The sequence below is a fragment of the Streptomyces sp. NPDC002044 genome, from assembly GCF_040296725.1.
Classification (GTDB): Bacteria; Actinomycetota; Actinomycetes; order Streptomycetales; family Streptomycetaceae; genus Streptomyces; species Streptomyces antarcticus.
Window position 1 is genome coordinate 49,040 of sequence record NZ_JBEOXU010000015.1, and the last position, 24,743, is coordinate 73,782.

The 24,743-nt window shown below is 73.2% G+C and carries 21 protein-coding genes and 1 pseudogene; 10 read left to right on the forward strand and 12 right to left on the reverse strand.

From position 1 onward, the window contains the following. The first annotated feature begins 78 nt into the window (after positions 1–78). The 4 genes from egtA to egtD are packed head-to-tail and all read left to right on the forward strand — an operon-like array spanning position 79 to position 4,467. Positions 79–1,401: an ergothioneine biosynthesis glutamate--cysteine ligase EgtA gene (egtA, locus tag ABT106_RS06545; protein WP_351273185.1), complete on the forward strand. Its 1,323-nt coding sequence runs from the start codon at positions 79–81 to the stop codon at positions 1,399–1,401. Beyond that, positions 1,398–2,720, forward strand: a complete 1,323-nt coding sequence (egtB, locus tag ABT106_RS06550; RefSeq protein WP_351273188.1) for an ergothioneine biosynthesis protein EgtB — start codon at positions 1,398–1,400, stop codon at positions 2,718–2,720. The genes egtA and egtB overlap by 4 nt, the downstream gene beginning before the upstream one ends. Continuing rightward, complete coding sequence (egtC, locus tag ABT106_RS06555) at positions 2,720–3,496, forward strand: ergothioneine biosynthesis protein EgtC (RefSeq protein WP_351273191.1); 777 nt, start codon at positions 2,720–2,722, stop codon at positions 3,494–3,496. Before egtB ends, egtC begins: the two co-directional genes overlap by 1 nt. Next, positions 3,493–4,467: an L-histidine N(alpha)-methyltransferase gene (gene egtD / locus ABT106_RS06560; protein ID WP_351273194.1), complete on the forward strand. Its 975-nt coding sequence runs from the start codon at positions 3,493–3,495 to the stop codon at positions 4,465–4,467. The genes egtC and egtD overlap by 4 nt, the downstream gene beginning before the upstream one ends. Here the strand turns inward: egtD and ABT106_RS06565 are convergent. The 3 genes from ABT106_RS06565 to ABT106_RS06575 form a co-directional block, all read right to left on the reverse strand. Next, on the reverse strand, positions 4,350–5,288 hold the full coding sequence (locus ABT106_RS06565; protein WP_351273197.1) for a lysophospholipid acyltransferase family protein: 939 nt from the start codon (positions 5,286–5,288) through the stop codon (positions 4,350–4,352). The genes egtD and ABT106_RS06565 overlap by 118 nt on opposite strands. After that, positions 5,285–6,121: a GNAT family N-acetyltransferase gene (locus tag ABT106_RS06570; RefSeq protein WP_351273199.1), complete on the reverse strand. Its 837-nt coding sequence runs from the start codon at positions 6,119–6,121 to the stop codon at positions 5,285–5,287. Before ABT106_RS06570 ends, ABT106_RS06565 begins: the two co-directional genes overlap by 4 nt. Positions 6,122–6,307: 186 nt before the next feature. Then, positions 6,308–7,570: an extracellular solute-binding protein gene (locus ABT106_RS06575; protein WP_502979238.1), complete on the reverse strand. Its 1,263-nt coding sequence runs from the start codon at positions 7,568–7,570 to the stop codon at positions 6,308–6,310. Between the two features lie 165 nt (positions 7,571–7,735). On the opposite strand from ABT106_RS06575, the gene ABT106_RS06580 reads away from it, so the two are divergent. Further along, the gene (locus ABT106_RS06580) at positions 7,736–7,951 is read left to right on the forward strand and encodes a dodecin (protein WP_351273202.1); all 216 of its coding nucleotides are present in this window, start codon (positions 7,736–7,738) and stop codon (positions 7,949–7,951) included. A 61-nt stretch (positions 7,952–8,012) separates the two neighbouring features. On the opposite strand, the gene ABT106_RS06585 is transcribed toward ABT106_RS06580, so the two are convergent. Next, positions 8,013–8,504: a phosphatase domain-containing protein gene (locus ABT106_RS06585; protein ID WP_351273205.1), complete on the reverse strand. Its 492-nt coding sequence runs from the start codon at positions 8,502–8,504 to the stop codon at positions 8,013–8,015. Between the two features lie 165 nt (positions 8,505–8,669). Here ABT106_RS06585 and ABT106_RS06590 point away from each other — a divergent pair, with 165 nt between their 5' ends. Continuing rightward, entirely contained in the window at positions 8,670–9,659 is a 990-nt protein-coding gene (locus tag ABT106_RS06590; RefSeq protein ID WP_351273208.1) for an MsnO8 family LLM class oxidoreductase, read from the forward strand. Positions 9,660–9,669: 10 nt separating this feature from the next. Further along, on the forward strand, positions 9,670–12,138 hold the full coding sequence (locus ABT106_RS06595; protein ID WP_351273211.1) for an excinuclease ABC subunit UvrA: 2,469 nt from the start codon (positions 9,670–9,672) through the stop codon (positions 12,136–12,138). Between the two features lie 21 nt (positions 12,139–12,159). Here the strand turns inward: ABT106_RS06595 and ABT106_RS06600 are convergent, their stop codons facing one another. The 5 genes from ABT106_RS06600 to ABT106_RS06620 all read right to left on the reverse strand — a co-directional run bounded on the left by ABT106_RS06600 (position 12,160) and on the right by ABT106_RS06620 (position 18,373). After that, the gene (locus ABT106_RS06600; RefSeq protein WP_351273214.1) at positions 12,160–12,801 is read right to left on the reverse strand and encodes a hypothetical protein; all 642 of its coding nucleotides are present in this window, start codon (positions 12,799–12,801) and stop codon (positions 12,160–12,162) included. 63 nt (positions 12,802–12,864) lie between these two features. Beyond that, positions 12,865–14,736 carry a stealth family protein gene (locus ABT106_RS06605; protein WP_351273216.1) on the reverse strand — a complete coding sequence of 624 codons (1,872 nt, stop codon included), beginning with the start codon at positions 14,734–14,736 and terminating at the stop codon, positions 12,865–12,867. Between the two features lie 231 nt (positions 14,737–14,967). Beyond that, positions 14,968–15,714 (reverse strand): succinate dehydrogenase/fumarate reductase iron-sulfur subunit, encoded by a 747-nt coding sequence (locus ABT106_RS06610; RefSeq protein ID WP_351273218.1) that lies wholly within the window; start codon positions 15,712–15,714, stop codon positions 14,968–14,970. Beyond that, on the reverse strand, positions 15,711–17,666 hold the full coding sequence (locus ABT106_RS06615) for a fumarate reductase/succinate dehydrogenase flavoprotein subunit (protein ID WP_351273220.1): 1,956 nt from the start codon (positions 17,664–17,666) through the stop codon (positions 15,711–15,713). Before ABT106_RS06615 ends, ABT106_RS06610 begins: the two co-directional genes overlap by 4 nt. A 2-nt stretch (positions 17,667–17,668) precedes the next feature. Then, positions 17,669–18,373, reverse strand: a complete 705-nt coding sequence (locus tag ABT106_RS06620) for a succinate dehydrogenase (RefSeq protein WP_351273223.1) — start codon at positions 18,371–18,373, stop codon at positions 17,669–17,671. A 95-nt stretch (positions 18,374–18,468) separates the two neighbouring features. On the opposite strand from ABT106_RS06620, the gene ABT106_RS06625 reads away from it, so the two are divergent. Further along, positions 18,469–19,347, forward strand: a complete 879-nt coding sequence (locus ABT106_RS06625) for a LysR family transcriptional regulator (protein ID WP_351273226.1) — start codon at positions 18,469–18,471, stop codon at positions 19,345–19,347. An 18-nt stretch (positions 19,348–19,365) separates the two neighbouring features. Here ABT106_RS06625 and ABT106_RS06630 read toward each other — a convergent pair whose 3' ends face one another. Then, positions 19,366–20,010, reverse strand: a complete 645-nt coding sequence (locus ABT106_RS06630) for a TetR/AcrR family transcriptional regulator (protein WP_351273229.1) — start codon at positions 20,008–20,010, stop codon at positions 19,366–19,368. A 128-nt stretch (positions 20,011–20,138) separates the two neighbouring features. Here ABT106_RS06630 and ABT106_RS06635 point away from each other — a divergent pair. Beyond that, positions 20,139–20,738: pseudogene (locus tag ABT106_RS06635) on the forward strand (FAD-dependent monooxygenase); the annotation flags it as partial. Positions 20,739–20,864: 126 nt separating this feature from the next. Here the strand turns inward: ABT106_RS06635 and ABT106_RS06640 are convergent. Both ABT106_RS06640 and ABT106_RS06645 read right to left on the reverse strand, forming a co-directional pair. Continuing rightward, positions 20,865–23,126, reverse strand: coding sequence for a putative bifunctional diguanylate cyclase/phosphodiesterase (locus tag ABT106_RS06640; RefSeq protein WP_351273232.1), 2,262 nt, complete (start codon positions 23,124–23,126; stop codon positions 20,865–20,867). Next, on the reverse strand, positions 23,123–23,953 hold the full coding sequence (locus ABT106_RS06645; RefSeq protein WP_351273234.1) for an SAM-dependent methyltransferase: 831 nt from the start codon (positions 23,951–23,953) through the stop codon (positions 23,123–23,125). Before ABT106_RS06645 ends, ABT106_RS06640 begins: the two co-directional genes overlap by 4 nt. A 605-nt stretch (positions 23,954–24,558) precedes the next feature. On the opposite strand from ABT106_RS06645, the gene ABT106_RS06650 reads away from it, so the two are divergent. Further along, a partial coding sequence (locus ABT106_RS06650; protein WP_502979239.1) for a hypothetical protein occupies positions 24,559–24,743 on the forward strand: 185 nt, incomplete at its 3' end.

Consider the following 24,743-nt stretch of genomic DNA (forward strand, 5'->3'; position numbering starts at 1 on the left):
AAACAAAGGAATTTGTGCTCCGAGGACGGGTAGGCACCGGTGATGTCACGGCCTACGACAGGAGACGAGGACCCGGTCATGTCACACGACTCAGCCGTTCCCGCACCACAGGCCCCCCACCCGGCCGCGCCTGCCCCCGGCGCGACCCTCAGCGAGACGGAGGCCGAGGACCTGCTCCACGGCATCTGTTTCAAGACCGGCCCGCCACGGCTCATCGGCGCCGAGCTCGAATGGCTCGTCGTGGACGCCGAGCGCCCCGGCCTGCCCGTGCCGCCCGAGCGGCTGCGCTCCGCGCACGCCGCCGCCCGCGCCCTGCCCCTGCACTCCTCGGTGACCGTCGAACCCGGCGGCCAGCTGGAGCTCAGTTCCGCCCCGTCGGACTCCCTCACCGGGTGCGTGGACGACCTCCGGTCCGACCTCGCGGCCGTCCGGGCCGCGCTGCTCCCCCGCGGCCTGGTCCTGCGCGGCCTCGGCCAGGACCCGCGCCGCCCGTACCACCGGCTGCTGCACAGCCCGCGCTACGAGGCGATGGAGGCCCACTTCGACCGCACCGGCCCGGCCGGCCGCGCCATGATGTGCGGCTCCGCGTCCGTGCAGGTCTGCGTGGACGCCGGACAGGAGGAGCCCGGCCTGTTCGGCCTCGGCCGCCGCTGGCGCCTCGCCCACCTGCTCGGCGCGGTGCTGGTGGCCGCGTTCGCCAACTCCCCGGGTCCGGAAGGCCCGTACGCCGGCTGGCGCAGCGCCCGCCAGGGGAACTGGGCCGACATCGACAGCCGGCGCGCCCTCGCCCCGCCGATGGACACCGCGCCCCGGTCCGGGTGGGTCCGGCAGGCACTGGACACCGAGCTGATGTGCGTACGGTCCTACGACGGCGACCCGTGGACGGTGCCCCGCGGGATGACCTTCCGGGACTGGCTGCGCGGCGGCGGGCCCCCGGGGCTGCGGCGCCCGGACGCCGAAGACCTCGACTACCACCTCAGCACGCTGTTCCCGCCGGTCCGCCCCCGCGGCCACCTCGAACTGCGGATGATCGACGCGCAGCCCGGCGACGACGGCTGGGTGGTGCCCCTGGCCGTCGTCCACGCGCTGTTCGACGACCCGGAGGCCGCCGAGACGGCGTACCGGGTGGCGAAGGCGCTGGCGGACTCCTACGGCCACGCGCCCGCGCCCCGCAACCCGCTCTGGAGGTCCGCCGCCCGGCACGGGCTGGCCGACCCCGAGCTGCGCGGCGCGGCGACCGCCTGCTTCCGGGCCGCCGCCGAGGCGCTGCCCCGGCTCGGTGCGAGCACGCGCGTACGGGACACGGTCGCGGCGTTCGCCGACCGGTACGTCCTGCGCGGCCGATGTCCGGCCGACGACCCGCCCGAGCGGCTGCTCGCCGGAGCGGAGGTCCGCCCGTGACCACCGAAGCGCACCGCGCGCCCCCCGAGGACCTGAGGGAGCGGGCGGCCGCCGCGCTGACCGCCGCCCGCGCCCGTACGGCCGCACTCACCGACCCCGTGAGCGAGCCCGACCTGGTCGCGCAGCACTCGCCCCTCATGTCCCCGCTGGTCTGGGACCTGGCGCACATCGGGAACATGGAGGAGCTGTGGCTGCTGCGCAACGTCGCGGGCCGCCCGTCCATGCACCCCGAGATCGACCCGCTGTACGACGCCTTCGAGCACCCGCGCGCCGAGCGGCCGAAGCTGCCGCTGCTGGCCCCCGACGAGGCCCGCCGGTACGCGGCCGAGGTGCGGGGCCGGGTCTTCGACCTGCTGGAGCACACCCCTCTGGAAGGGACGGAGCTGCTGGACTCCGGCTACGTGTTCGGCATGATCGCCCAGCACGAACAGCAGCACGACGAGACCATGCTGATCACACATCAGCTCCGGCCGGGCGCCCCCGTACTGACGGCTCCGGAGCCGGACGCGCCGTTCGTTCCGCCGTCCGCGGCCGAAGTCCTCGTCCCCGGTGGCCCGTTCACGATGGGCACCTCCGCCGAACCGTGGTCGCTCGACAACGAACGCCCCGCCCACACCCGGGAGACCGGGCCGTTCTGGATCGACACGGCCCCGGTGACCAATGCCGCGTACGAGGAGTTCATCGCGGACGGCGGCTACCGCGACCCCCGCTGGTGGGCGCCGCCCGGCTGGGAGCAGATCCGCGCCCACGGCATCGCCGCGCCCCTGTTCTGGCGCCGGGAGGACGGCCAGTGGCTGCGCCGCCGCTTCGGGGTGACCGAGCCGGTTCCGGCCGAGGAGCCGGTGCTGCACGTCAGCTGGTACGAGGCGGACGCGTACGCCCGCTGGGCGGGCCGCCGGCTGCCCACGGAGGAGGAGTGGGAGAAGGCCGCCCGGCACGATCCGGCGACCGGCCGCTCGACCCGCTACCCCTGGGGCGACGCCGACCCGACCCCCGCCCACGCCAACCTCGGCCAGCGCCACCTGCGCCCGGCCCGGGCGGGCAGCTACCCCGCCGGGGCCTCCGCCCTCGGGGTGCGCCAGCTGATCGGCGACGTGTGGGAGTGGACGGCCTCCGACTTCCTGCCGTACCCGGGGTTCCGGCCGTTCCCGTACCGGGAGTACTCGGAGGTGTTCTTCGGGCCGGAGCACAAGGTGCTGCGCGGCGGCTCCTTCGCGGTCGACCAGGTCGCGTGCCGCGGCACGTTCCGCAACTGGGACCTCCCGGTGCGCCGGCAGATCTTCTCCGGGTTCCGCACGGCACGGGACGGTGCCGCCTGATGTGCCGTCACCTCGCCTATCTGGGGCCCGAGGTGGCCCTCGGGCGACTGCTGAGCGAGCCCGGGCACTCCCTCGTTCGCCAGTCCTGGGAGCCGCGCCGGCAACGCAACGGCACGGTCAACGCCGACGGCTTCGGCGTCGGCTGGTACGCGGAGGGCGACCCCGTTCCGGGCCGCTACCGCCGGTCGGGCCCCGTCTGGGGCGACGAGACCTTCACCGACCTCGCCCGCGTGGTGCGCAGCGGGGCCCTGCTGGCCGCCGTACGGGACGCCACCCGGGCCGGGGCCGACGGCGAGGCCGCGGCGGCGCCGTTCGCGGACGGGCCGTGGCTGTTCAGCCACAACGGCGCGGTGCGGGACTGGCCCGACGCGGTGGCGCCGCTCGCGGCCGCGCTGCCGCCACGGGAGCTGCTCCGGCTGTCCGCGCGCACGGATTCGGCGTTCGTGTGGGCCCTGGTCCTGCGCCGGCTGCGTGCCGGGGACGGTCTGGGCACGGCGCTCGCCGAGGCGGTCCGGGAGGTGGCCACCGCCGCGCCCGGCTCCCGGCTGAACCTGCTGCTGACCGACGGGGCGGCCATCGCCGCGACGGCCTGGGGCGATTCGCTCTGGTACCTGGCCGATCCGGAGGCCCGCCGCACGGTGGTGGCCTCCGAGCCGTACGACGACGACACCCGCTGGTGCGAGGTGCCCGACCGGACCTTGCTGACCGCCACCCGTACGCGGGTCGAACTGACCCCTCTCAAGGAGACCCCGCTCGGGGAGAAGGAGCGCTCGTGAGTGACTTCCAGTTGACCCGGACCCTCGACGAGAACGCCGCGGAGGCCGCGCTGCGCACGGACGTCCTGCACGGGCTGACGAGCACCCCCAAGGCGCTGCCGCCCAAGTGGTTCTACGACGCACGGGGCAGCGAGCTGTTCGAGGAGATCACCCGGCTGCCCGAGTACTACCCGACCCGGGCGGAGCGGGAGATCCTGCTGGAGCGGGCCGGTGAGATCGCCGCGGCGAGCGGGGCCCGGACCCTGGTGGAGCTGGGCTCCGGATCCTCGGAGAAGACCCGGCACCTGATCGAGGCGATGCCCGGGCTGGACACGTACGTACCGGTGGACGTGAGCGAGAGCGCCCTCAGGGGGGCCGCGGAATCCCTCCTGGAGGCGCATCCGAGGCTGCGCGTGCACGCGCTGGTGGCCGACTTCACGCGGGCCCTGCGGCTTCCGCAGTCCCCCGGGCCGCGGCTGGTGGTGTTCCTGGGCGGCACCATCGGCAACCTGCTGCCGCCGGAGCGGGCCCTGTTCCTGGCCTCCGTACGGGCGATGCTCTCGCCGGGGGACGCGCTGCTGATGGGGACGGACCTGGTGAAGGAGGAGGCCGTACTGGTGGCGGCGTACGACGACGGCCGGGGGGTGACGGCGGAGTTCAACAAGAACGTCCTGGCCGTCGTCAACCGGGAGTTGAACGCGGACTTCCACACCGCCGACTTCGATCACGTGGCGGTGTGGAACCGGGAGCGGGAGTGGATCGAGATGCGGCTGCGGGCCCGGTCGGACCTGCTGGTGAAGATCCGGGCGCTGGACGTGGTGGTGCCGTTCGCGGCGGGCGAGGAGATCCTGACGGAGATCTCGGCGAAGTTCCGTCAGGAGGGGGTGCGCAAGGAACTGGCCGCTGTGGGGCTGGAGTTGACCCAGTGGTGGACGGACGCGGCGGGCCGCTTCGCGCTGTCCCTGTCGGTCGCCCACGCCCCGGCCGGCTGAGCGGGGATCCCGGGTGACGGCGCCGGGCCCGCGGCGGCGCTGACGGCCGCCTGAGCCGCGGCCGCGAGGTCCCGCCGGTCCGCGTACCGGCCCGGCGGGATCCGCGGCAGCAGCCTGACCTCGGCCCGCACGCCGCGGGCACGGGCGGTCCGCCACAGGGAGGCGGTCAGCGGATCGTCACCGACGAAGGCGGGCTCCCCGGCCGGCTCCCCGTCGCCCCGCAGGTACGCGAGGTGCACGGGCTGTACGGGGACCCGCGCGTCCAGGGCGGCCTGGAAGGCGGCCCTGCGGAAGAGCCCCCGGGCGCGCCCGCACCAGGTGGATCCCTCGGGGAAGACGGTGACCCGGCCCCCGGCCAGCAGCACGCCGGTGACCTCCCCGATGGTGGCGGGCAGGGAGCGGATCCGGTCGCGTTCGATGAACAGGGTTCCGGCCCGCCGGGCGAGGCGGCCGAGGACCGGCCACCCCCGGAGGTCGCTCTTGGCCAGCATCCGGGAGGGGAGGACGGCGAGGACGAGCGGGATGTCCAGCCAGGAGATGTGGTTGGCGACGATCAGGCGGCCCCCGTCCGGGCCGGGGCTGCCGTACGGGACGACGCGTATCCCGAAGGACCGTACGAGCGCGGCGGCCCAGGCCCGCAGCACCGCGTGCCGGGGGCCGGCCGGCAGCAGCCGGACCGGCGGGGCGCACAGGACGCCGGCGAGGAGCAGTGCCAGGGCGGTGGTCAGCCGGAGCACCGCCCGCGGCAGGCCCGCGGTGCGCCCCTGGTGGGCGGCGCAGCCCTCGGGGGTGCACGGCGAGGTGGGCAGCCAGCCGCTCATGCGGCCGGGGCGAGCGAGAGGAAGTGCCTGAGGTAGCGCGGGTTCGTACGGCGCAGGGAGAGCAGGACGTACAGATCGGCGCAGCCGAACCCGGCGTCGAGGGCCGGCTCGCCGCAGACCCAGGCGCCCAGGCGCAGGTAGCCGCGGAGCAGCGGGGGCACCTCCATCCGGCCGGGGTGGGTGATGCCCGCGGGGTTCCAGGGGAGGTGCGGGGTGACGCGGTACTCCTCGGGGGCGAGGTTACGGGCCAGGGTGGTCTCCCGGGTGGCGGCGGCCAGGACTCCGCCATCGGCGAGCGGGATCGAGCAGCACCCGGCGAGCCAGTTGTGCCCGGAGCGGTCCATGTAGCGGGCGAGGCCGGCCCAGATGAGGGCGATGACGGCGCCGTTGCGGTGGTCGGGGTGGACGCAGGAGCGGCCGACCTCGACGAGGTCGGGGCGGATGGGGTCGAGGGCGGAGAGGTCGAACTCGCCCTCGGAGTAGAGGCGTCCGGCGACGGCGGCGCGCTGCGGGGGCAGCAGCCGGTAGGTGCCGACGACCTGGCCGGTCTCCTCGTCGAGGACGAGGAGGTGGTCGCAGTACGCGTCGAAGGCGTCGGCGTCGAGACCCGGCTCCGGGCCGTCCAGGCGGGCGCCGAACTCTCCGGCGAAGACCTGGTGGCGCAGGCGCTGGGCGGCGCGCACCTCGTCCTCGTCGCGCGCGAGGCGGACGGCGTAGTGGGCGGGGAGGGCCGCGGCGGCCACCGCGCCGGGGACCGGGGCGGGAACCGGGACGGGGGTGGCGGTGGCCGGGGCGCTGAGGAGGGGGGACGGGGACAGGGGTGCGATCGTCATGGCGACTCCTGAGCCGGGCACGGAGAGCCAGGCCGGCGGGTGTGCGGCCTGGCTCCTTACTTCTTCCGTGGCGGACTGGATTCGACATGGCCGCTCCGAGGCCCCCGGATGTGCGGACGCTGAACTCGGCGCTCGGCGGGTGGCCCGCGGCCGTGCGCCGGGGGCGCGGGAGGTGCCGCGCGGCGCTCAGCGGTCGGAGCCGAGGACCCTGCTGATCGTGTCGGAAGCCGCCTGAGCGGCCTGCTTGGGGTCCTGGCCGGTGAGGACGGCCGTCATGTACGGCTTGATCGGGTTCTCGGCCTCCACCTCGGCCCACCGGGCGGACTTCGGGGTGGCCCGGCCCTGGGCCGCTCCGGGGGCCATGGCCATCGCCCCCTCGTTGCCCTCGACCACGTGGGCCAGGGACGTCCGGTTCGGCACGTAGCTCATGGTGCGGGCGAGCTCGGTCTGCCACTTCTCGCTGACCAGGGCGGTGATCACGTCCACCGCGTGAGCCCGCTGCCGGGTCTTCTCCGGGATGATCAGGTCGGAGCCGCCGGTGAAGACGGCGCCCGCCTTCTCCGAGGTCTTGCCGGGGATCGGGAAGAAGCCGAGCTTGTCCTTCAGGGCGGGGTTGGCGGCCTCGATCTCCTTGACCTGGCTGGGCGGGCCGATGATCTGCGCGACCTGCCCTCGGGCGAAGACCTCCGACTGCGGAGGCGTCTCCTCGTCGGCGTCCTTGGGGCCGTCGCCGAGGCCCTGGAGCTGCTTGTAGAACTCCATGCCGGCCAGTGCCCTGTCGTCGTGGAGCGTGCCCGTCCACTTGCCGCTGTTCTCGACGGCGAGGTCACCGCCCTCGTCCCAGACGAATCCGGCGAGGACGTACCAGTTCTGGCCCGCGAGGTAGATGCCCTGCTGGTCGCCCTTGTCGAGCCGCTGGGTGGCCTGGATCCACTCCTGGCGGTTCTTGGGCAGGGCCTTGATCCCGGCCCCGGCGAAGAGGTCCTTGTTGTAGATGACCACGCGGTTGGCGGCGTACCAGGGGACGCCGTACTGGGCGCCGTTGACACTGCCGGGGTCGGAGAGGCCCTTGAGCCAGTCCTTGTTGCCCCACTCGCGCAGGCCCTCGAGGGTGAGTTCGGAGAGGCCGCCGACCTCGATGTACCGGGACACCTGGGTGTTGCCCACCTCTATGACGTCGGCTCTCTCCTTGCTCTCGCCGGAGAGGACGCCGCTCACCTTGTCGCCGATGCCCGTCCAGTCCTGGATCTTCACCTCCAGGTCGACGCCGGAATGCTCCTGTTCGAACGACGCGGTGAACTTGGCGATGAAGTCGTCCGAGGCGCTGCCCTTCATCAGCCACAGCGTCACCTTCTGTGGTCCTCCGGCCGAGTCGGCCAACTGGCTGCAGCCCGTGAGGGCGGCCGCGGCCGCGAGGGCGGTACACACGGCAAGGAAGCGCATCTTCACGAAGGTCACCTTCTGGGAACGGGGCTCAGATGGCTTGAAATTGGCATAGACCAATAGGCGGGTCAAGAGGGTTTGGCCCGTGACTCTTCGCGCAAAGTTCGCGGAGCAGGACTAACTGGGGCACCGTAGAACAAGGCAACAGCCACCCAGTGTCGGGAGACCCCCATGTCCAATCACACGTACCGGGTGACCGAGATCGTCGGCACTTCCCCCGAGGGCATCGATCAGGCCATCAGCAACGGGATCACCCGGGCGGGGCAGCACTTGCGCAACCTGGACTGGTTCGAAGTCGTACAGGTGCGCGGGCACATCGAGAACGGCGAGGTGGCGCACTACCAAGTGGGCCTCAAGGTCGGCTTCCGCCTCGACGAGGACGCCTGAGCCCGGGGCCGACCGGCCCTGCCCTGTTCGCCCCGGGCCTGCCCGCTCAGGTGCGGTCCGCTCAGGTGCGGCCCTCGCCTTCCTGGGCCGCCTTGAGCTCCGGCGCGTCCGCGGCCCAGTCCGCCAGGACCACCCGGAAGCCCGCGGCGCGTGCCGCCCCGCACACCAGCTCGTCGTCGTCGACGAGCATCCGCACCTCCCGGCCCCGGGCGATCCGCTTGAGCACCTCCAGCTTCGTCGTCCGGGCCGGCCGCCGGTCCTGGTTCCCGCGCATCGACAGCGTTCCCTCGGGCAGGCCGTGCCGCGCGAGCCAGTCGACCGTGTCCTTGCGGCACCGTTCGGGACGGCCCGTCAGGTACACCAGCTCGCACTCCCGCGCGCTCTCCCGCGCCAGCGCCACCCCGCGGGCGAGCGGCGGATCGGCCGGGGCCGCCTTGAAGAAACCGTTCCAGTCGCGGGGCCGACCCTCCAGGAAGTGCTGGCGGTGGCCGGTGTCGGCCAGGGTGTTGTCGATGTCGAAGACGGCCAGCGGCCGCACGGTGCTCTCGGTCATCCCGCCACCCTAGGGCGCCCCCGGAAGGGCCGGCGGGGAGGAGGGCGGGCCAGGCGGCGCGAGCGGGCGGAGAGGGCGGAGTGGGCGGAGAGGGCAAACGCGCCTGCGGCCGGCCTCCCCGCCCCGGTCCGGGAATCCTCGCGGCCGCCCGGCGTTGACACGAGTGTGATCCGAAAACTCTCGATACTCGACCGGTCCCGCACCCGTGAGGGCCACCCCGCCCCGCAGGCGCTGCGCGACACCGTGGAGCTGGCCCGCGCGGCGGAGGAGCTCGGATACCACCGCTTCTGGGTCTCGGAGCACCACAGCGTGCCCGGCGTGGCGGGCTCCGCCCCCACCGTGCTGGCGGCCGCCGTCGCCGGAGCGACCCGGCGGATCCGGGTCGGCACGGGCGGGGTCATGCTGCCCAACCACCAGCCGATGGTGGTCGCCGAGCAGTTCGGGGTGCTGGAGTCCCTCTTCCCCGGCCGGATCGACATGGGACTCGGCCGCTCCGTCGGGTTCACCGACGGGATCCGGCGCGCCCTGGGCCGGGACACCGGGGACGCCGACCGGTTCGAGGGGCGGCTGGCCGAGCTGCTGGGCTGGCTCGACGGCAGCCAGACGGCGCACCCCGAGATCCACGCGCGCCCCGCCGAGGGGCTGCGGATCCCCGCCTTCGTCCTGGCCACCGGCGCCGGGGCCGGCATCGCCGCCCGGGCCGGGCTGCCACTGGTGGTGGGCGATCTGCGCTCCCGGGACCGGGTCGCGGAGGCCGTCGGGACGTACCGGCGGGAGTTCCGGCCGTCCGCGTGGGGCCCGGAGCCGTACGTCGTGGTCTCCGGGACCGTGGCCGTGGCCGCCACCGCTGAGGAGGCCCGGCGGATCCTGGTCCCGGAGGCGTGGGCCCTGGCCTGCTCCCGCACCCGGGGCAGCTTCCCCCCGCTCCGCCCGGCCGAGGAGGTCGAGGCGCTGGAGATGTCCTCCAAGGAGCGGGAGCTGTACGAGGGCGCCCTCGCCGGGCACGTCCACGGCACCGGGGAGCAGGTGGCGGCGGAGCTGTCCGAGGTGGCCGCGCTGACCGGCGCGGACGAGCTGCTCGTCACCACGTCCACGTACGACCGGACGGCGCTGCTGGAGTCCTATCGCGGGCTGGCACGGATCGCGGGCCTCTAAACTGGGACGAATGCACCCGCCCGCCTCCGCACCCTTCCCCGCCGGTCCCCCGGCCCGCGATCCTCGCGCCGTCGATCCGTACGTCCGCGTGCGGGGCGCCCGGGAGCACAATCTGCGCGGCGTCGACGTGGACGTCCCGCGCGACGCGCTGACCGTGTTCACGGGCGTCTCCGGGTCCGGCAAGAGTTCGCTCGCCTTCGGGACGCTCTACGCGGAGGCCCAGCGCCGGTACTTCGAGTCGGTCGCCCCGTACGCCCGCCGCCTCATCCACCAGATCGGAGCGCCGAAGGTCGACTCCGTCACGGGACTGCCGCCCGCCGTCTCGCTGGAGCAGCGCCGCTCCTCTCCCGGTTCGCGCTCCTCGGTGGGGACGGTGACCCTGGTGTCGAACTCGCTGCGCATGCTGTTCTCCCGGGCCGGCACCTATCCCCCGGGCGCCCGGCACCTCGACTCCGACGCCTTCTCCCCCAACACCGCGGCCGGCGCCTGCCCTTCGTGCCACGGGATCGGCCGGATCCACCGCACCAGCGAGGAACTGCTCGTACCGGACCCGCACCTGTCGATCCGTCAGGGTGCCATCGCGGCCTGGCCGGGCGCCTGGCAGGGGAAGAACCTGCGCGATGTCCTGGAGGCCCTCGGCCACGACGTGGACCGGCCCTGGCGGGAGCTGCCCGCGAAGGACCGCGAGTGGATCCTGTTCACCGAGGAGCAGCCGGTCGTGACGGTGCACCCGGTACGCGACGCCGACCGGATCCAGCGGCCCTACCAGGGCACGTACATGAGCGCGCACCGCCACGTCATGCGGACGTTCGCGGACAGCAAGAGCGCCGCTCTGAGGGCGCGCGCCGAGACGTTCCTCGCCGACTCGCCGTGCCCCGCGTGCGAGGGGCACCGGCTGCGTCCGGAGGCGCTGGCCGTGACCTTCGCCGGGTACGGCATCGCGGACCTCGCGGGGATGCCGCTGTCCGAACTGGACGCCGTACTGGCCTCCGCCCTGGCCTCCGTACGGGAGTCCGCGCCCGCGGCCGGGGAGGCGGCGCGGGTCCTGACGGAGGACCTGCGCGCGCGGATCGGACCCGTTGCCGAGCTCGGGCTCGGCTATCTGAGCCTGGACCGGACGGCACCCTCCCTGTCCGCGGGCGAACTGCAGCGGCTGCGGCTGGCCACGCAGCTCAGGTCGGGCCTGTTCGGCGTGGTGTACGTACTGGACGAGCCGTCGGCCGGGCTGCACCCCGCCGACACGGAGGCCCTCCTCGGCGTACTGGACCGGCTCAAGGAGGCCGGGAACACGGTGTTCGTCGTGGAACACCACCTGGACGTGGTGCGGCACGCGGACTGGTTGGTGGACGTGGGGCCGCTGGCCGGGGAGCACGGCGGACAGGTGCTGTACAGCGGGCCGCCCGCGGGCCTGGCGGACGTACCGGGGTCGGCCACGGCGCCGTACCTGTCCGGGACGGCCCCGGCGGACCGTGCGCGCCGGCCGGTGCGCGGGGCGAGCGGGTCCATGCTCCTGGGCCCGGTCGACCGGCACAACCTGCGCGGGGTGGAGGCCCGCATCCCGCTGGGGGTGTTCACGGCGGTGACCGGGGTGTCGGGCTCGGGGAAGTCCACGCTGGTGGGCCAGGTGCTGGCCCGGGAGGCCGGCGAGCGGCTGGCGGACGCGGACTTCCCCGTACGGCGGCTGGTGGAGGTCGACCAGAAGCCGATCGGCCGCACCCCCCGGTCCAACCTGGCGACCTACACGGGGCTGTTCGACGTGGTGCGCCGGCTCTTCGCGGCGGCGCCGCAGGCGCGGGCACGCGGCTGGAAGCCGGGCCGGTTCTCCTTCAACGTGCCGGGCGGCCGGTGCGAGACCTGTCAGGGCGAGGGCTTCGTCTCGGTGGAGCTGCTGTTCCTGCCGAGCACGTACGCCCCGTGCCCCGCCTGCGCAGGAGCCCGGTACAACCCCGAGACCCTGGAGGTCCGGTACGGGGGCCTGGACATCGCGGAGGTCCTCGGGCTGACGGTGGAGGCGGCGGCGGACTTCTTCGCGCGGGTGCCGGCGGCGGCGCGCAGTCTGCGGGCCCTGGAGGACATCGGGCTCGGCTACCTGCGGCTCGGGCAGCCGGCGACGGAACTGTCGGGCGGCGAGGCGCAGCGGATCAAGCTGGCGACGGAGCTGCAGCGCGTGCGCCACGACCACACCCTGTACGTACTGGACGAGCCGACGACGGGACTGCATCCGGCCGATGTACGGGTGCTGCTGCGGCAGTTGCACGGGCTGGTGGACGCCGGGCACTCGGTGGTCGTGGTCGAGCACGACATGGCGGTGGTGGCGGGCGCGGACTGGGTGATCGACCTGGGTCCGGGCGGCGGTACGGAGGGCGGCCGCGTCGTGGCGACGGGCACCCCGGCGGAGGTGGCCGCGGCCGGGGTGGGCCGCACGGCACCGTACCTGGCGAGGGCGCTGGCGGAGGACGGCGGCCGGGGCGCCCCGTGACGGCGCGCCCCGGCACCGGCGCTACGCGTCGCCGGGCAGCAGGTTCTGCGGCAGTTCGCGGAAGCTCCACAGGCCCTGGCGGCGGGTGAACATCCAGACGAGGTCGTACCGGTCGGGCCAGGCGGCGGGCACGCCGACGACCTGGTGTGCGCCGAGGGCCCGGACCAGGCGGGGGATGCCGGCCGGCTCCCAGCAGACCAGGGCGGGCATCGGGGCGGCCAGCACGGCCCGGGCGAGGACGGGTTCGGCGCCGACGGCGAACCCGGCGCGCACCGGCGTGCGCAGCGCGGTGGCGAGGGCCGCCACCGTCTGCCCGCACCGCTCGGGGGCGGCCTTGCCGCCGGCCGCGAAGACGGCGGCGGGACGGGGCAGGGAGGAGCGGGCCGACGGCGGGAAGAGGCGCGGCAGTTCCTCGGCGCGGCGCAGCCCCCGGCCGGACAGGGAGCCGGGGTGTTCGACGCCCTCGTCGTCTTCGGCGGTGTCGCCCGCGAACGGCTTCTCCGCGTGCCGGATCACCATGACCAGGGCGTCTCGCGCTCCGGCGGGCGGGCCGGGGGCCGGGGGGTGCTCCTCGGCCGCGCAGCCGGCCGCGGCCAGCGGGGCGAGGGCGGCGGCCAGCACGCTGCGGCGGCGCGGTCCGGACCCGGTGGGGGCATGTGGCATGGGGCCCACTGTCACGCATGGGCGGAGGTCTGCCGGGGCGCGGCGCGGCGCGGGAGGCCCGGGTCAGCCGATCGGCGCAGACGCGGGCGGGGGCGGGGCGGACGGGACGGACGGGGATGTGGAGGCCGGGGCGGACGGGGATGTGGAGGCCGGGGGTACCGCCGGTTCGGCCGGTCTCTCGTAGGGCGAGGGGACCGGGAAGTATGCCTCCAGGAACGCGCCGACCGCGCGCTGCTGGGCCTGCGCGGAGAGCCGCGTACCGGCGTCGTCGGCGAGGCAGAAGGCGTCGGACTCGCGGTGGTGGACCATGTCGCCCAGGCGTTCGAGCTCGTCGGCGTGGCCGGTGGACACGTAGGCGGCGGTCAGCTCGCCTTCGACCGCGTGGCCGTCGGCGAGGGCCAGGTGGACGGCCAGGGTGACGGGGGCGATGTCGGTGGCGCTGCGGAACACGGACCGGCTGGTGCCGGTGAGGCCGCCGGGCAGGCGCTCTTCGAGGTGCTCGAAGAGGGAGCGGCTGAGGGGGTAGGGGGTGTGGGCCAGGATCCGCGGATAGGTGCGGCCGACGGCGGATTCGACGGCCCGGCGGGTGGCGCGCTGGGAGAGGGTGAAGACGTCGTCCTCGGAGTCCGGGGAACTGGGCGGGACGGCGCGGTCGTCGTGGAAGACCTTGGGGAGGCCGGAGGGGAGGAAGAAGTTCTGGGGGCGCTGGGACCGGCCGAGGAAGATGTCGTCGTTGAAGTAGACGAAGTGCTCGGCGAGGCCGGGTATCCGGTGCAGCTGGGTCTCTATGGCATGGGAGTTGAAGACGGGCAGGACGTCCGGCTCGGCGAACAGATCGCGGTGGTCGACGACGGTGATGCCGGGGTGGTCGGCGGCCAGCCATGCGGGGACCTGGTCGTCGGTGACCAGGAAGACGTGCCGGATCCAGGGCGCGTGCGCGGCGATCGACCGCAGGCAGTAGCGCAGTTCGCCGCGGTCGCGGTAGCGGTGCTCGCCGCGGTCCACGGCGGGGGCGGCGGAGGCGTCCGGGGCGGGGAGCTCCGCGTCGGGGGCTCCGGCGCCGGGCGGGAGCTGCGCCGCGGCGGCCGCCTGCTCTCGGCGGCGGCGCCACGCGGGGTCGGAGGCGTCCACCCAGGTGATGACGGCGTCGATCGGGAAGTCGATGTCGTCGGGGAAGCGCCGGGCGAGGGCGTCCACGAGGGGGTACTCCCGGTCTCCGACGCGGTGGGTGCCGGTGGCGGCCAGGGAGGGGACCCACCAGCCGAACGGCGTCTCGCGCAGCGAGGCGATCCCGCCGGCGCCGGAGTCCGGGGCGTCCCAGAACTCGAGGTCGCAGCCGTGGTCGGCACCGAGGTGGAGGGTACGGCCGGAGGTGACCACCGGCTGGTGGAGACGGATGCCCTTGACGCCGGGGCGCGGTGCGTCGCCCCCCGCGGTGGCCTCCGCCGAGGCGACGGCGGCGGGGAGCGTCTCGGCGAGTACGGTGGCGAGCACCCCGCCGTCGCCCAGGAGTTCGGCGTAGACGGGTCGGCCGGTGAAGGCGTCGGCGCAGGCGGTGAGGGCTGCTTCGCGGCGGCCGGGGGCGATGGCCACCCGGTGGCTCAGTCCCCCGTCCGGTACGAGGCCGTAGCCGATGTCCGCCGCTTCCAACGCCTCGGCGGCGGCCCGCAGGTTCGCCGCGCGCAGGCCGGCCGGCAGCAGGTCGTCCCGTACGACGGCCAGTCGGCCCCGGTAGCGGACGACGCCCTCGGCGGCCCCCAGCGCGGCCAGGATCTCGTCCTCGCGGCCGCGAGGCGCGGCGGCCGCGCCGTCACCGCTCCCGGTCCGCTCCCGCTCGTGCGCGGAGGGCTGTCGAGGGACGCCGCCGGGTTTCCCCAGTACGCGGGCCAGGCGCCGAAGCCCCGCCCAGTTGAGGTACCGGCGGATACCACTCATCTTCTACACCTCGGGGTTCGCGGACGCGACAGGCCCTCTGCCGGTCCGGCAGCCCCCCGAAAAGCCAACGTCAGCATAAACCGACGCATACGGCGGATGGACAGGACTTCCGTCTCCCGGTCGTTTCTCATCCGACTCTCATGCCCGCGCCCACCGGGGATCCACCCCCCTGCCGGAACCGTCCCGGTCCGCTCCCGGAGCGCCTCCCGGCGGTCGCCCGTACCGCGCGGATCAGCGCGGACCCTTGCGGAGCGCCCGCAGCCACTCCTTGTTCATCGCGGCGATCGAGGGGAGCGGGATGCCCTTGGGGCAGGCCGTGGCGCACTCCCCGGCGAGGGTGCAGCCGCCGAACCCCTCCTCGTCCATCGTGGCCACCATGTCCAGGACCCGGGTCTCCCGCTCGGGCGAGCCCTGCGGGAGGACGTTGAGGTGGTTGATCTTGGCCGAGGTGAAGAGCATCGCCGAGCCGTTGGGACAGGCGGCCACGCAGGCCCCGCAGCCTATGCATTCCGCGTGTTCGAAGGCGTGGTCGGCGTCGCGCTTGGGCACGGCGGTGGCATGCGCCTCGGGGGCGGCGCCGGTGGGGGCGGAGATGTACCCGCCGGCCTGGATGATCCGGTCGAAGGAGCCGCGGTCGACGACGAGGTCCTTGACCACGGGGAAGGCGGCGGCCCGCCAGGGCTCGACGTCGATGGTGTCGCCGTCGGCGAAGGACCGCATGTGGAGCTGGCAGGTGGTGGTGCGCTCGGGCCCGTGGGCGTCGCCGTTGATGACGAGGCTGCACGCGCCGCAGATGCCCTCGCGGCAGTCGTGGTCGAAGGCGACCGGGTCCTCGCCGCGCAGGATGAGGTCCTCGTTGAGGGTATCGAGCATCTCCAGGAAGGACATGTCCTTCGAGATGCCGTCGACCGCGTAGGAGGCCATGGCGCCGGGGGCGTCGGGGCTCTGCTGGCGCCAGACGCGCAGGGTGAGCTTCATGCGTAGCTCCGCTGGGTGGGGTGGACGTACTCGAAGACGAGGTCTTCCTTGTGCAGGACGGGGGCGCCGCCCGTGAACTCCCAGGCCGCGGCGTACGAGAACTCCTCGTCGCGCCGCTCGGCCTCGCCCGCCGCGGTCTGGGACTCCCCGCGGAAGTGGCCGCCGCAGGATTCCGCGCGGTGGAGGGCGTCGAGACACATCAGCTCGGCGAGTTCCAGGTAGTCGACGATGCGGTTTGCCTTCTCCAGTGACTGGTTGAACTCCTCGCCGCGGCCGGGGACCTTGATCCGCTGCCAGAACTCGTCGCGTATCTCCGGGATCCGCTGGAGCGCCTTGCGCAGCCCCTCCGCGGTGCGGGCCATGCCGCAGTACTCCCACATGAGTTCGCCGATCTCCCGGTGGAAGGAGTCCGGGGTGCGGTCGCCGTCGACGGCGAGCAGCCTCGCGAGGCGCTCGCGGGTCTCGCGCAGGGCGGCGGCGGACTCGGGGTGGGTGTCGTCGACGGCCTCCCGGTGGGGGTGGCGGGCCAGGTAGTCGTTGATGGTGGAGGGAAGTACGAAGTAGCCGTCGGCCAGTCCCTGCATCAGGGCGGACGCGCCGAGCCGGTTGGCTCCGTGGTCGGAGAAGTTCGCCTCGCCGATCGCGAAGAGGCCGGGGACGGTGGTCTGGAGGTCGTAGTCGACCCACAGGCCGCCCATCGTGTAGTGGACGGCGGGGTAGATCCGCATGGGGACCTCGTACGGGTTCTCCGCGGTGATCCGCTCGTACATCTCGAAGAGGTTGCCGTACTTCTCGGCGACCTTGTCCCGGCCCATGCGGCGGATGGCGTCGGCGAAGTCGAGGTAGACGCCCTGGCCGCCGGGCCCGACGCCGCGGCCCTCGTCACAGACGTTCTTGGCGGCGCGGGAGGCTATGTCGCGGGGGACGAGGTTGCCGAAGGAGGGGTAGATCCGCTCCAGGTAGTAGTCGCGCTCGGACTCGGGGATGTCCGCGGCGGGGCGGTGGTCGCCCTGGGCCTTGGGGACCCAGATGCGGCCGTCGTTGCGCAGGGACTCGCTCATCAGGGTCAGCTTGGACTGGTGGTCGCCGGTGCGCGGGATACAGGTGGGGTGGATCTGGGTGAAGCAGGGGTTGGCGAAGTACGCGCCGCGCCGGTGCGCCCGCCAGACGGCCGTCGCGTTGGAGTTCATGGCGTTGGTGGAGAGATAGAAGACGTTGCCGTAGCCGCCGCTCGCCAGCACCACCGCGTCGGCGTGGTGCGTGGTGATCTCACCGGAGACCAGGTCGCGGGCCACTATGCCGCGGGCCACTCCGTCGACCACGATCAGGTCGAGCATCTCGGTGCGGGCGTGCATCTCGACGTTGCCCGCGGCGATCTGCCGGGAGAGTGCCTGGTAGGCGCCGAGGAGAAGCTGCTGTCCGGTCTGGCCGCGGGCGTAGAAGGTGCGGGAGACCTGGACTCCACCGAAGGAGCGGGTGTCGAGGAGGCCGCCGTACTCACGGGCGAAGGGAACTCCCTGCGCCACGCACTGGTCGATGATCTCGACGGAGATCTGCGCCAGGCGGTGGACGTTGGACTCGCGGGCGCGGAAGTCCCCTCCCTTGACGGTGTCGTAGAAGAGACGGTGCACCGAGTCGCCGTCGTTGCGGTAGTTCTTCGCGGCGTTGATGCCGCCCTGGGCGGCGATGGAGTGGGCGCGGCGGGGAGAGTCCGAGAAGCAGAACTGGACGACGTGGTAGCCCTGTTCGGCGAGGGTGGCACCGGCGGCGCCGCCCGCGAGGCCGGTGCCGACGACGATGACGGTGTGCTTGCGGCGGTTGGCCGGGTTCACGAGCCTGGCCTCGAAGCGGCGGCGGTCCCAGCGTTCCGCGATCGGGCCTTCGGGGGCCTTGGCGTCGGCCAGGGGCTCACCGGTGGTGTAGTGGGCGAAGCTGCTGTCGTTGGGGCTCATGGTCAGCTCACCACTCCGGTCATGACGGCGACGGGGACGGACACGAAGCCCGCGAAGAGGACGAGGGCCAGGGCGTTGGCCAGGAACTTCAGTGTCCGGTCGCGCCGGGCGCTGCCCGCGCCGAGGGTCTGTGCGGCGCTCCAGAAGCCGTGGCGGACGTGCAGGCCGAGGGCTGCCATCGCCACGATGTAGACGGTGTTCCCGTACCAGGTGGAGAAGGTCGAGAGCACGTTCTCGTAGGGATGGCCGGCCCACGCGCGCTCGTTGACGGTGAGCGTGGTGAGGTCGAGCAGGTGCCACACGATGAACAGGGCCAGGATGATGCCGCCCCAGCGCATGGTCCGGGTGGCGTAGCTCGCGCGGCGGCGCTTGTGCGCGTACTTCACGGGGCGGGCCCTGATGTCCCGCCGGCTGAGCTGGTACGCGGACACGGCGTGGGCGGCGACGGCCGCCAGCAGCGCCACCCTCACGATCCACAGCGCCCACTCGTGGTGCAGGAACGGAGAACCGAGGGTGCGCAGCCAGTGGGCGTACCCGTTGAACTCGTCCGCCCCGAAGAAGATCTTGAGGTTGCCGAGCATGTGCACGACGAGGTAGCCGAGCATGACCAGGCCGGAGACCGCCATCACGGTCTTCTTGCCGACCGACGAGTCCCAGATCGTGCGTGTGGTGGACGGCCGTCGGTCCGTCCGCGTTGCCATAGCCATGACACCGACGGTAAGGACCAACGTCCTGAAAGGTCCAAGACATGATGGAGCTCCTATTGATAGCCCCCACCTATGAAGGGGCGTAACCTGGGCGGATGCAGTTCCAGCAGCTCCTCTACTTCGTGGCCGTGGCGGAGACCCGGCACTTCACCCGGGCCGCGGAGCGGGTGCACGTGGCCCAGCCTTCGTTGTCCCAGCAGATCAAGGCGCTCGAGCGGGAGCTGGGGGCGGAGCTCTTCAGCCGGGCTCGGGGCAACATCACACTCACGGACGCGGGTGACGCCCTGCTGCCGCTGGCCCGGCGGATCCTGGCGGACGCGGACACGGCCCGGCAGGAGGTGCAGGAGCTGGCACAGCTGCGGCGCGGCCGGATCCGGCTGGGCGCCACCCCGAGCGTGTGCACGGGCCTGCTGCCGGATGTGCTGCGCGCCTTCCACACGGCGCATCCGGGGATCGAGCTGCTGATCGAGGAGAGCGGCTCGCTCGACCTGGTACGGGAACTGGCGCGGGGGGCGCTGGACCTGGCTCTGATCGCGCTGCCCCTGCCGCCTTCGGCTCCGGCGCTGACGACGGTGGAGCTGCTGACGGAGGACCTGGTGGTGGTCTCCTCGTCCGAGCTGCCGCCGCCCGGCGAAGGCCGTGAGCTGACCGTCTCCGGGCTGCGGGACGAGCCGATGGTGATGTTCCGGCACGGCTACGACCTGCGGGAGATGACGGTGACGGCCTGCCGCGCGGAAGGCTTCGAGCCGGTGTTCACCGTGGAGGGCGGCGAGATGGACGCGGTGCTCGGCTTCGTCCGGGCCGGGCTGGGGGTGGCGGTGGTCCCGGCGATGGTGGTCGACCGCGCGGGCCCGGGCCTGCGGGCGACCCCGCTGGCCGGTTCGCCCCTGCGCCGCACGATCGCCCTGGCGCACCGCACGGACGTGGCTCCGCCGCGCGCCGCCCGCGAACTGAAGCGCATCCTGACCGGCTGACCTGGCGGTCCGCGCGGATCAGGCCCCGCGTATGGGCAGGACCCGCTCGAGCCCGCCGGCCAGCATTCCGAAGGCCCGGTCGGCCTCGGCCACGGCCTCCGGGTGGGCCTCGTCGGCGCTCTTGCCGGAATCGATCCGACGATAGTTCGCCCGGCCCAGCTCCTGACGGGCGGTCACCAGGTTCAGGGCCGCCAGCCGGGCGGTGAGCGGCGGAACCGACTCGGCTTCGAGCGCATCGGCGAGCAGGTCCACCTCCCGGGCGCTGTAGTGGGCGATCCGCGTTTCTAGGCCGGCGGTGGAGTAGACCAGCTTCTGGAAGGCCAGGACGTCGGGGTGGTCGCACAGGCCGGTGATCGGATCGCGCTCCGCGAGGGCCGCGACGAAGTGCTCGTGCAGGGCGCCGACGGGGCCCCGCCCCGGCATCCGGCCCCGCACGATGCGCGCCGCCTCGTCCTGGTGGTCGGCGAACCGGTCCAGCACCAGATCCTCCTTGCTCGGGAAGTACCGGAACAGCGTGGGCTTGGAGACTTCCGCCGCGGCGGCGATGTCCGCCACCGAGACGGCGTCGAAGCCGCGTTCCAGAAAGAGTTCGAGCGCCGTGGCCGCCAGCTGGCGGCGCGTACGCAGCTTCTTGTTCTCACGGAGACCCGTCGTGTTTTCCATGCGTACACCGTAGCACAGTTTCGTGACCGAGTAAATTTTGTAACCGGGTTGCTTTTTTTCTCGTGAGGCGCTTTCCTTGAGACATCGACGCGAGGTCGACGGGGATCACACGCAGGAAAGGACTCGTCATGACTGACGTACCGATCGTCGGAGCCGGCCCCACGGGGCTGAGCCTGACGTGCGAAATGGCCCGCAGCGGTGCGGGTGTGCGGATCGTCGACCAGCGCTCCGCGCCACACCGCGAATCCCGCGGCAAGACGCTGCACCCCGACACCCTGAAGCTCTTCGAAGGGCCGGACGTGGCCGGACGGCTCGCGGACATCGGAAGCCGCGGGCTCGTCTTCCGCAAGTATTTCGACGGGGCCCATGTCAGCGACGCCCCCTACGAGGGGGCCCTTTTCCTGGGGCAGTGGCAGGTGGAGCGGGTACTGCGCGAACGGCTCGCCGAACTGGGCGTGGTGGTGGAGTACGGGGCGTCCCTCACCGGAATCCGCCAGGACGGGGCAGGAGTCGACGCGGAGCTGGCGGACGGCCGCACGGTCCGGAGCCACTGCCTGGCAGGCTGCGACGGCGGCGGCAGCACGACGAGGAGGCTGCTCGGCATCCCCTTCGAGGGAAGCACGGAGCGAGCGCCCACGATGGTGCTCGGGGACGTCACGGCTGAGGGGCTGAGCCGGGACGACTGGCACCAGTGGTTCGGCTCGGACGGCGGCGCCATGCTGCTCTGCCCGATACCGGGAACCCAGAGCTTCCACACGCACGCGTCCTGGCCGCCGTTCGTGAGCCGGGCAACGGGACGGAGGCCGGCTTGGGCTGACAGCCCGGCCTGCGCCGCCGGCTCCCGCCCCCGCCCGTCAGGAGAAGGTGGAGCTGGGGGCAGGAGTGGGCACGGCGTCCGAGAGGGAGAGGGTGTGGATGCGGTCCGGTGCTCCGGGGCGCGCGTAGTACCAGCCCTGCGCGGTGTCACAGCCAAGGGCACGGAGCTGGGCTGCCTGCGCACCGGTCTCCACGCCCTCGACGGTGACGGCCAGTTCGAGACTGTGGGCCAGGGCGACGATCCCCTCCACGATCTTGACGTCGACCGGGTTGGCGGGAATCTGCTGCATCCCCTGCGTGAAGGAGCGGTCCAGCTTCAGGACGCTCACCGGCAGACGTCGCAGGTTGGCGAGGTTCGAGTAGCCCGTGCCGAAGTCGTCGAGGGCGATGTCCACGCCCAGGGCGGCGAGCCGGCGCAGGGGTTCGAGGAGTTCGTCGTCGGCGCCGATCAGGGCCGATTCGGTGACCTCCAGGCACAGCGCCCCGGGGGCCAGGCCCGACTTCTCCAGCACCGCCACGGTGTCGGCGACCAGGCCGGGGTGGTGCAGCTGGGTCGGCGAGAGGTTGACGTTGATCCGCAGGGACGCGCCGCCGAGCTGACGCTGCCAGTTGCGGGCCTGGCGGACGGACTCCTCCAGGACCCAGCGGCCGAGGGGGATGATCAGCCCGGTCCGTTCCGCGAGCGGGATGAACCGGTCCGGCCCGAGCACGCCGTACTGCGGGTGCGACCAGCGCACCAGCGCCTCGGCGCCGTGCACGCTGCCGTCGTGCATGTGCACCAGCGGCTGGTACTCGATGAAGAACTCGCCGCGCTCCAGCGCCGCCGGCAGGGCGTTGGTCAGTCCGTGCCGGGTGATGGCCCGGGCGTCGGCCTCGGCGTCGGCGAACTCGAAGCGGTTTCCGCCGGCCGCCTTGGCCCGGTACATGGTGATGTCGGCGCTGCGCAGCACCTCCGCCGGGGTGCGCTCCCTCGCGCGGCCCTCGACGATGCCGATGCTGCCCCGGACCGTCAGCTCCCGGCCCTCGATGCGGATCGGCGTCGACAGCGCGGACAGGATGCGGACCGCGAGGTCGGTCACCTTCTCCTCGGTGTCGGAGCCGGTGGTCAGCGCGACGAACTCGTCGCCGCCGAGCCGGGCGACCACCTCGCCGGGACCGGTGGCACAGCTCTGCAGCCGGTCGGCGACCTCGACCAGGAGCCGGTCGCCCGCCGAGTGGCCGAGGCTGTCGTTGACCGCCTTGAATCCGTCGAGGTCCAGGTAGCACAGGCCGAAGCGGCTGCCGCCGGCCCCGCTCAGAGCCTTCTCCAGCCGCTCGAAGAACAGGGTCCTGTTGGGCAGCCCGGTCAGGGCGTCGTGGGTGGCCTCGTAGCGCAGCCGCAGGTTCAGCAGCCGTCGCTCGGTCGTGTCCTCCATCAGCGCCAGCTGATACTGCGGCACCCCCTCGGCGTCGCGCAGCAGGGACACCGTCAGATTGGTCCACAGCACGGTGCCGTCGTGCCGGTAGTAGGGCTTCTCCACGCGGTAGCTCTCGCGCTCGCCGCGGACCAGTTCGCCGTACATCCGCCAGACGTGCGGGGTGTCGTCCGGGTGTCCCCACTCGCTGACCTTGCGGCCGCGGACGTGGCCCTCCAGGCCGCCGAACATCTGGAGCAGCGCGTCGTTGGCCTCCAGTACGTTGCCGTCCAGGTCGGCGATCCCGATGCCGACGGCCGCTCCCTCGAACACCGCCCGGAAGCGCGCCTCGCTCGCGTGCAGTGCCTGCTGGGCGTCGATGCGGGCGGTCAGCGCGGAGCGGGCGATGGCCTCCTGCTCCTTGAGCGTGCGCTCGCGCAGGGCCCGCGCGAAGCCGGCCGCGATCCCGTGCTGGAGCCGGGCGCAGCGGGACCGGTACTCCTCGGTGCCGTCCGCTCCGGAGGCGACGGGCCCCGCCTGGGCCACCGAGCCGCAGTACAGGACCAGGTAGGACTCGATCACGCCGAGGGTCCCCGCGAGGGCCTCGGGGTCGGTGCAGTGCACCGCGACGAGCTCCGCCCCGACCCGCTGGGCCACTCCGGCGTCGAAGGGCCGGGCGTGCAGGGCCTCGGCGAGCGTCCGGGTGAGCGGCAGGAGGTGCCGCTCGAATTCCGGGCGGGTCAGCGAGGTCGCCGTGACCGGGAAGATCGCCCGGCCCCAGATGGTCGCGAAGCGGGCGATCCGGTCCTCCAGGCCGCCCTGCAGTCCCGCGGGGGCCGCCGCGGCCGGTGCCCCCGCGGCTGCGGCGGCGGCCGGGGCGCCGGCCGTCTGTGCCGGAAGTCTCACGCCTTGCGTCCCACGCCGGCGAAGCCCGAGAAGGCGTACGGGTCCTCCTCCGCCTCGAGGTCGTGGGCACCCGCGGAGATCTCGGGGCGCCAGCCGGGCATGGACGTCAGCCCGGGCTCCACCAGGTCGAAGCCGTCGAAGAAGCGGACGATCTGCTCCCCGCTGCGCATGATGAGGGGGCTGCGGATCTCCCGGTAGACGCCCACGGTTCCGCCCGCGACCTCCTCCGTGAGCGGGATGCCCTCGTAGGAGGCGTGGGTGAGGATCAGCAGGCTGCCGGGGGCGAGCGCGTCGCGCAGCCGGGCGACGGCGGCGTACGGCTCGTCCTCCTCCTCCAGGAAGTGCAGGACGGCGACGAGCAGCAGGGCGACCGGGCGGCCGAAGTCCAGCAGCCGGGTCACCTCGGGGTCATTCAGGATGTCCTGCGGCTTGCGCAGGTCGGCGGCGACGACGCCGGTGCGGTCGTCTCCGTCCAGGACGGCCTGGCTGTGCGCCACGGCCACCGGGTCGTGGTCGACGTACACCACGCGGGACTCGGGGTCGGCGGCCTGGGCGATCTCGTGGACGTTGCCGAAGGTGGGGATGCCGGAGCCGATGTCGAGGAACTGCGTGACGCCCTGATCGACGGCGTAGCGCACGGCCCGGCGCATGAATGCCCGGTTCGCCTGCATGATCTTGGGCAGGCCCGGCATGAATTCCATGGCGCGACGGGCGGCCTGGCGGTCGACCTCGAAATTGTGGGAGCCGCCCAGGTAGTAATCGTAGATACGGGACACGCTCGGCACCGATATGTCGATGCCCGGCGGGGCCCAGGCGGGGCGCTCCATCGAGGTCTCCAAGCCTTGTTCCGGTGGTGGTCCGTCCGAGGTCGGACTCCTGTACGAGCCGAATGTACTGATCATTGCCCAACAGAGCGAGCAAAAGCGGAAATTGACGATCCGTTCTTCGTCACACACCAAAGGCCCTCGTGGGCCCTCCCGAGCGGAATGACGGTTACCGACAAATCCCTTTTGGGAATTGATCGTCGATCGATCGGACTCGTTACACGACGACCGACAAGCTGGCTCAAACCTCTACGGTCGACAGTCCACCCGTTCAGGCGAACCAGGGCCGACCCTCGCGTGCGCGGGCACGCGCGGGCCCATGCTCCCCGGGTGAACAGAGCCTGTGCCAGGCGCCTGCTGGCGGTCCCGGTCCTGCTGTGGGCGGCCCTGGCCGTCACGCCGGCCGTGGCTGATAGCAGCGCCTACGCGACGACCGACTCCGGCGACGGCGTACACGCCGCCGCCGCGGTCACGGCGGTCCTCGGCGGCGGCCGCGGCGGTGGTCCGGGTGGCGGACATCACGGACGCCACCACGGCGGCGGGCACGGAGGGGGACACCACGGCGGCCATCACGGCGGGCACCACTGCCCGCCGCCGCCTCCCCCGCCGTGCCCACCGAAGCCCACGCCCACCCCGACCCCCACCCCGACACCCACCCCGACACCGCCGCCGAAGCCCACCCCGAAGCCCACGCCACCGCCCGCACCGACCCCGCCTCCGGCCCCGCCCGCCGCGCCCGCGGCGTCCTGGCCGCCGTCCTCCCCCACATCCCCCGCCCCGACGCCCTCCTGGA

Bases quoted from the DNA above. Each gene is read 5' to 3' on its own strand.
- egtA (WP_351273185.1), top strand. From the start codon at position 79: ATGTCACACGACTCAGCCGTTCCCGCACCACAGGCCCCCCACCCGGCC.
- egtC (WP_351273191.1), top strand. From the start codon at position 2,720: ATGTGCCGTCACCTCGCCTATCTGGGGCCCGAGGTGGCCCTCGGGCGA.
- ABT106_RS06565 (WP_351273197.1), bottom strand. From the start codon at position 5,288: ATGAGCGGCTGGCTGCCCACCTCGCCGTGCACCCCCGAGGGCTGCGCC.
- ABT106_RS06570 (WP_351273199.1), bottom strand. From the start codon at position 6,121: ATGACGATCGCACCCCTGTCCCCGTCCCCCCTCCTCAGCGCCCCGGCC.
- ABT106_RS06580 (WP_351273202.1), top strand. From the start codon at position 7,736: ATGTCCAATCACACGTACCGGGTGACCGAGATCGTCGGCACTTCCCCC.
- ABT106_RS06585 (WP_351273205.1), bottom strand. From the start codon at position 8,504: ATGACCGAGAGCACCGTGCGGCCGCTGGCCGTCTTCGACATCGACAAC.
- ABT106_RS06595 (WP_351273211.1), top strand. From the start codon at position 9,670: ATGCACCCGCCCGCCTCCGCACCCTTCCCCGCCGGTCCCCCGGCCCGC.
- ABT106_RS06600 (WP_351273214.1), bottom strand. From the start codon at position 12,801: ATGCCACATGCCCCCACCGGGTCCGGACCGCGCCGCCGCAGCGTGCTG.
- ABT106_RS06605 (WP_351273216.1), bottom strand. From the start codon at position 14,736: ATGAGTGGTATCCGCCGGTACCTCAACTGGGCGGGGCTTCGGCGCCTG.
- ABT106_RS06610 (WP_351273218.1), bottom strand. From the start codon at position 15,714: ATGAAGCTCACCCTGCGCGTCTGGCGCCAGCAGAGCCCCGACGCCCCC.
- ABT106_RS06615 (WP_351273220.1), bottom strand. From the start codon at position 17,666: ATGAGCCCCAACGACAGCAGCTTCGCCCACTACACCACCGGTGAGCCC.
- ABT106_RS06620 (WP_351273223.1), bottom strand. From the start codon at position 18,373: ATGGCTATGGCAACGCGGACGGACCGACGGCCGTCCACCACACGCACG.
- ABT106_RS06625 (WP_351273226.1), top strand. From the start codon at position 18,469: ATGCAGTTCCAGCAGCTCCTCTACTTCGTGGCCGTGGCGGAGACCCGG.
- ABT106_RS06630 (WP_351273229.1), bottom strand. From the start codon at position 20,010: ATGGAAAACACGACGGGTCTCCGTGAGAACAAGAAGCTGCGTACGCGC.
- ABT106_RS06645 (WP_351273234.1), bottom strand. From the start codon at position 23,953: ATGGAGCGCCCCGCCTGGGCCCCGCCGGGCATCGACATATCGGTGCCG.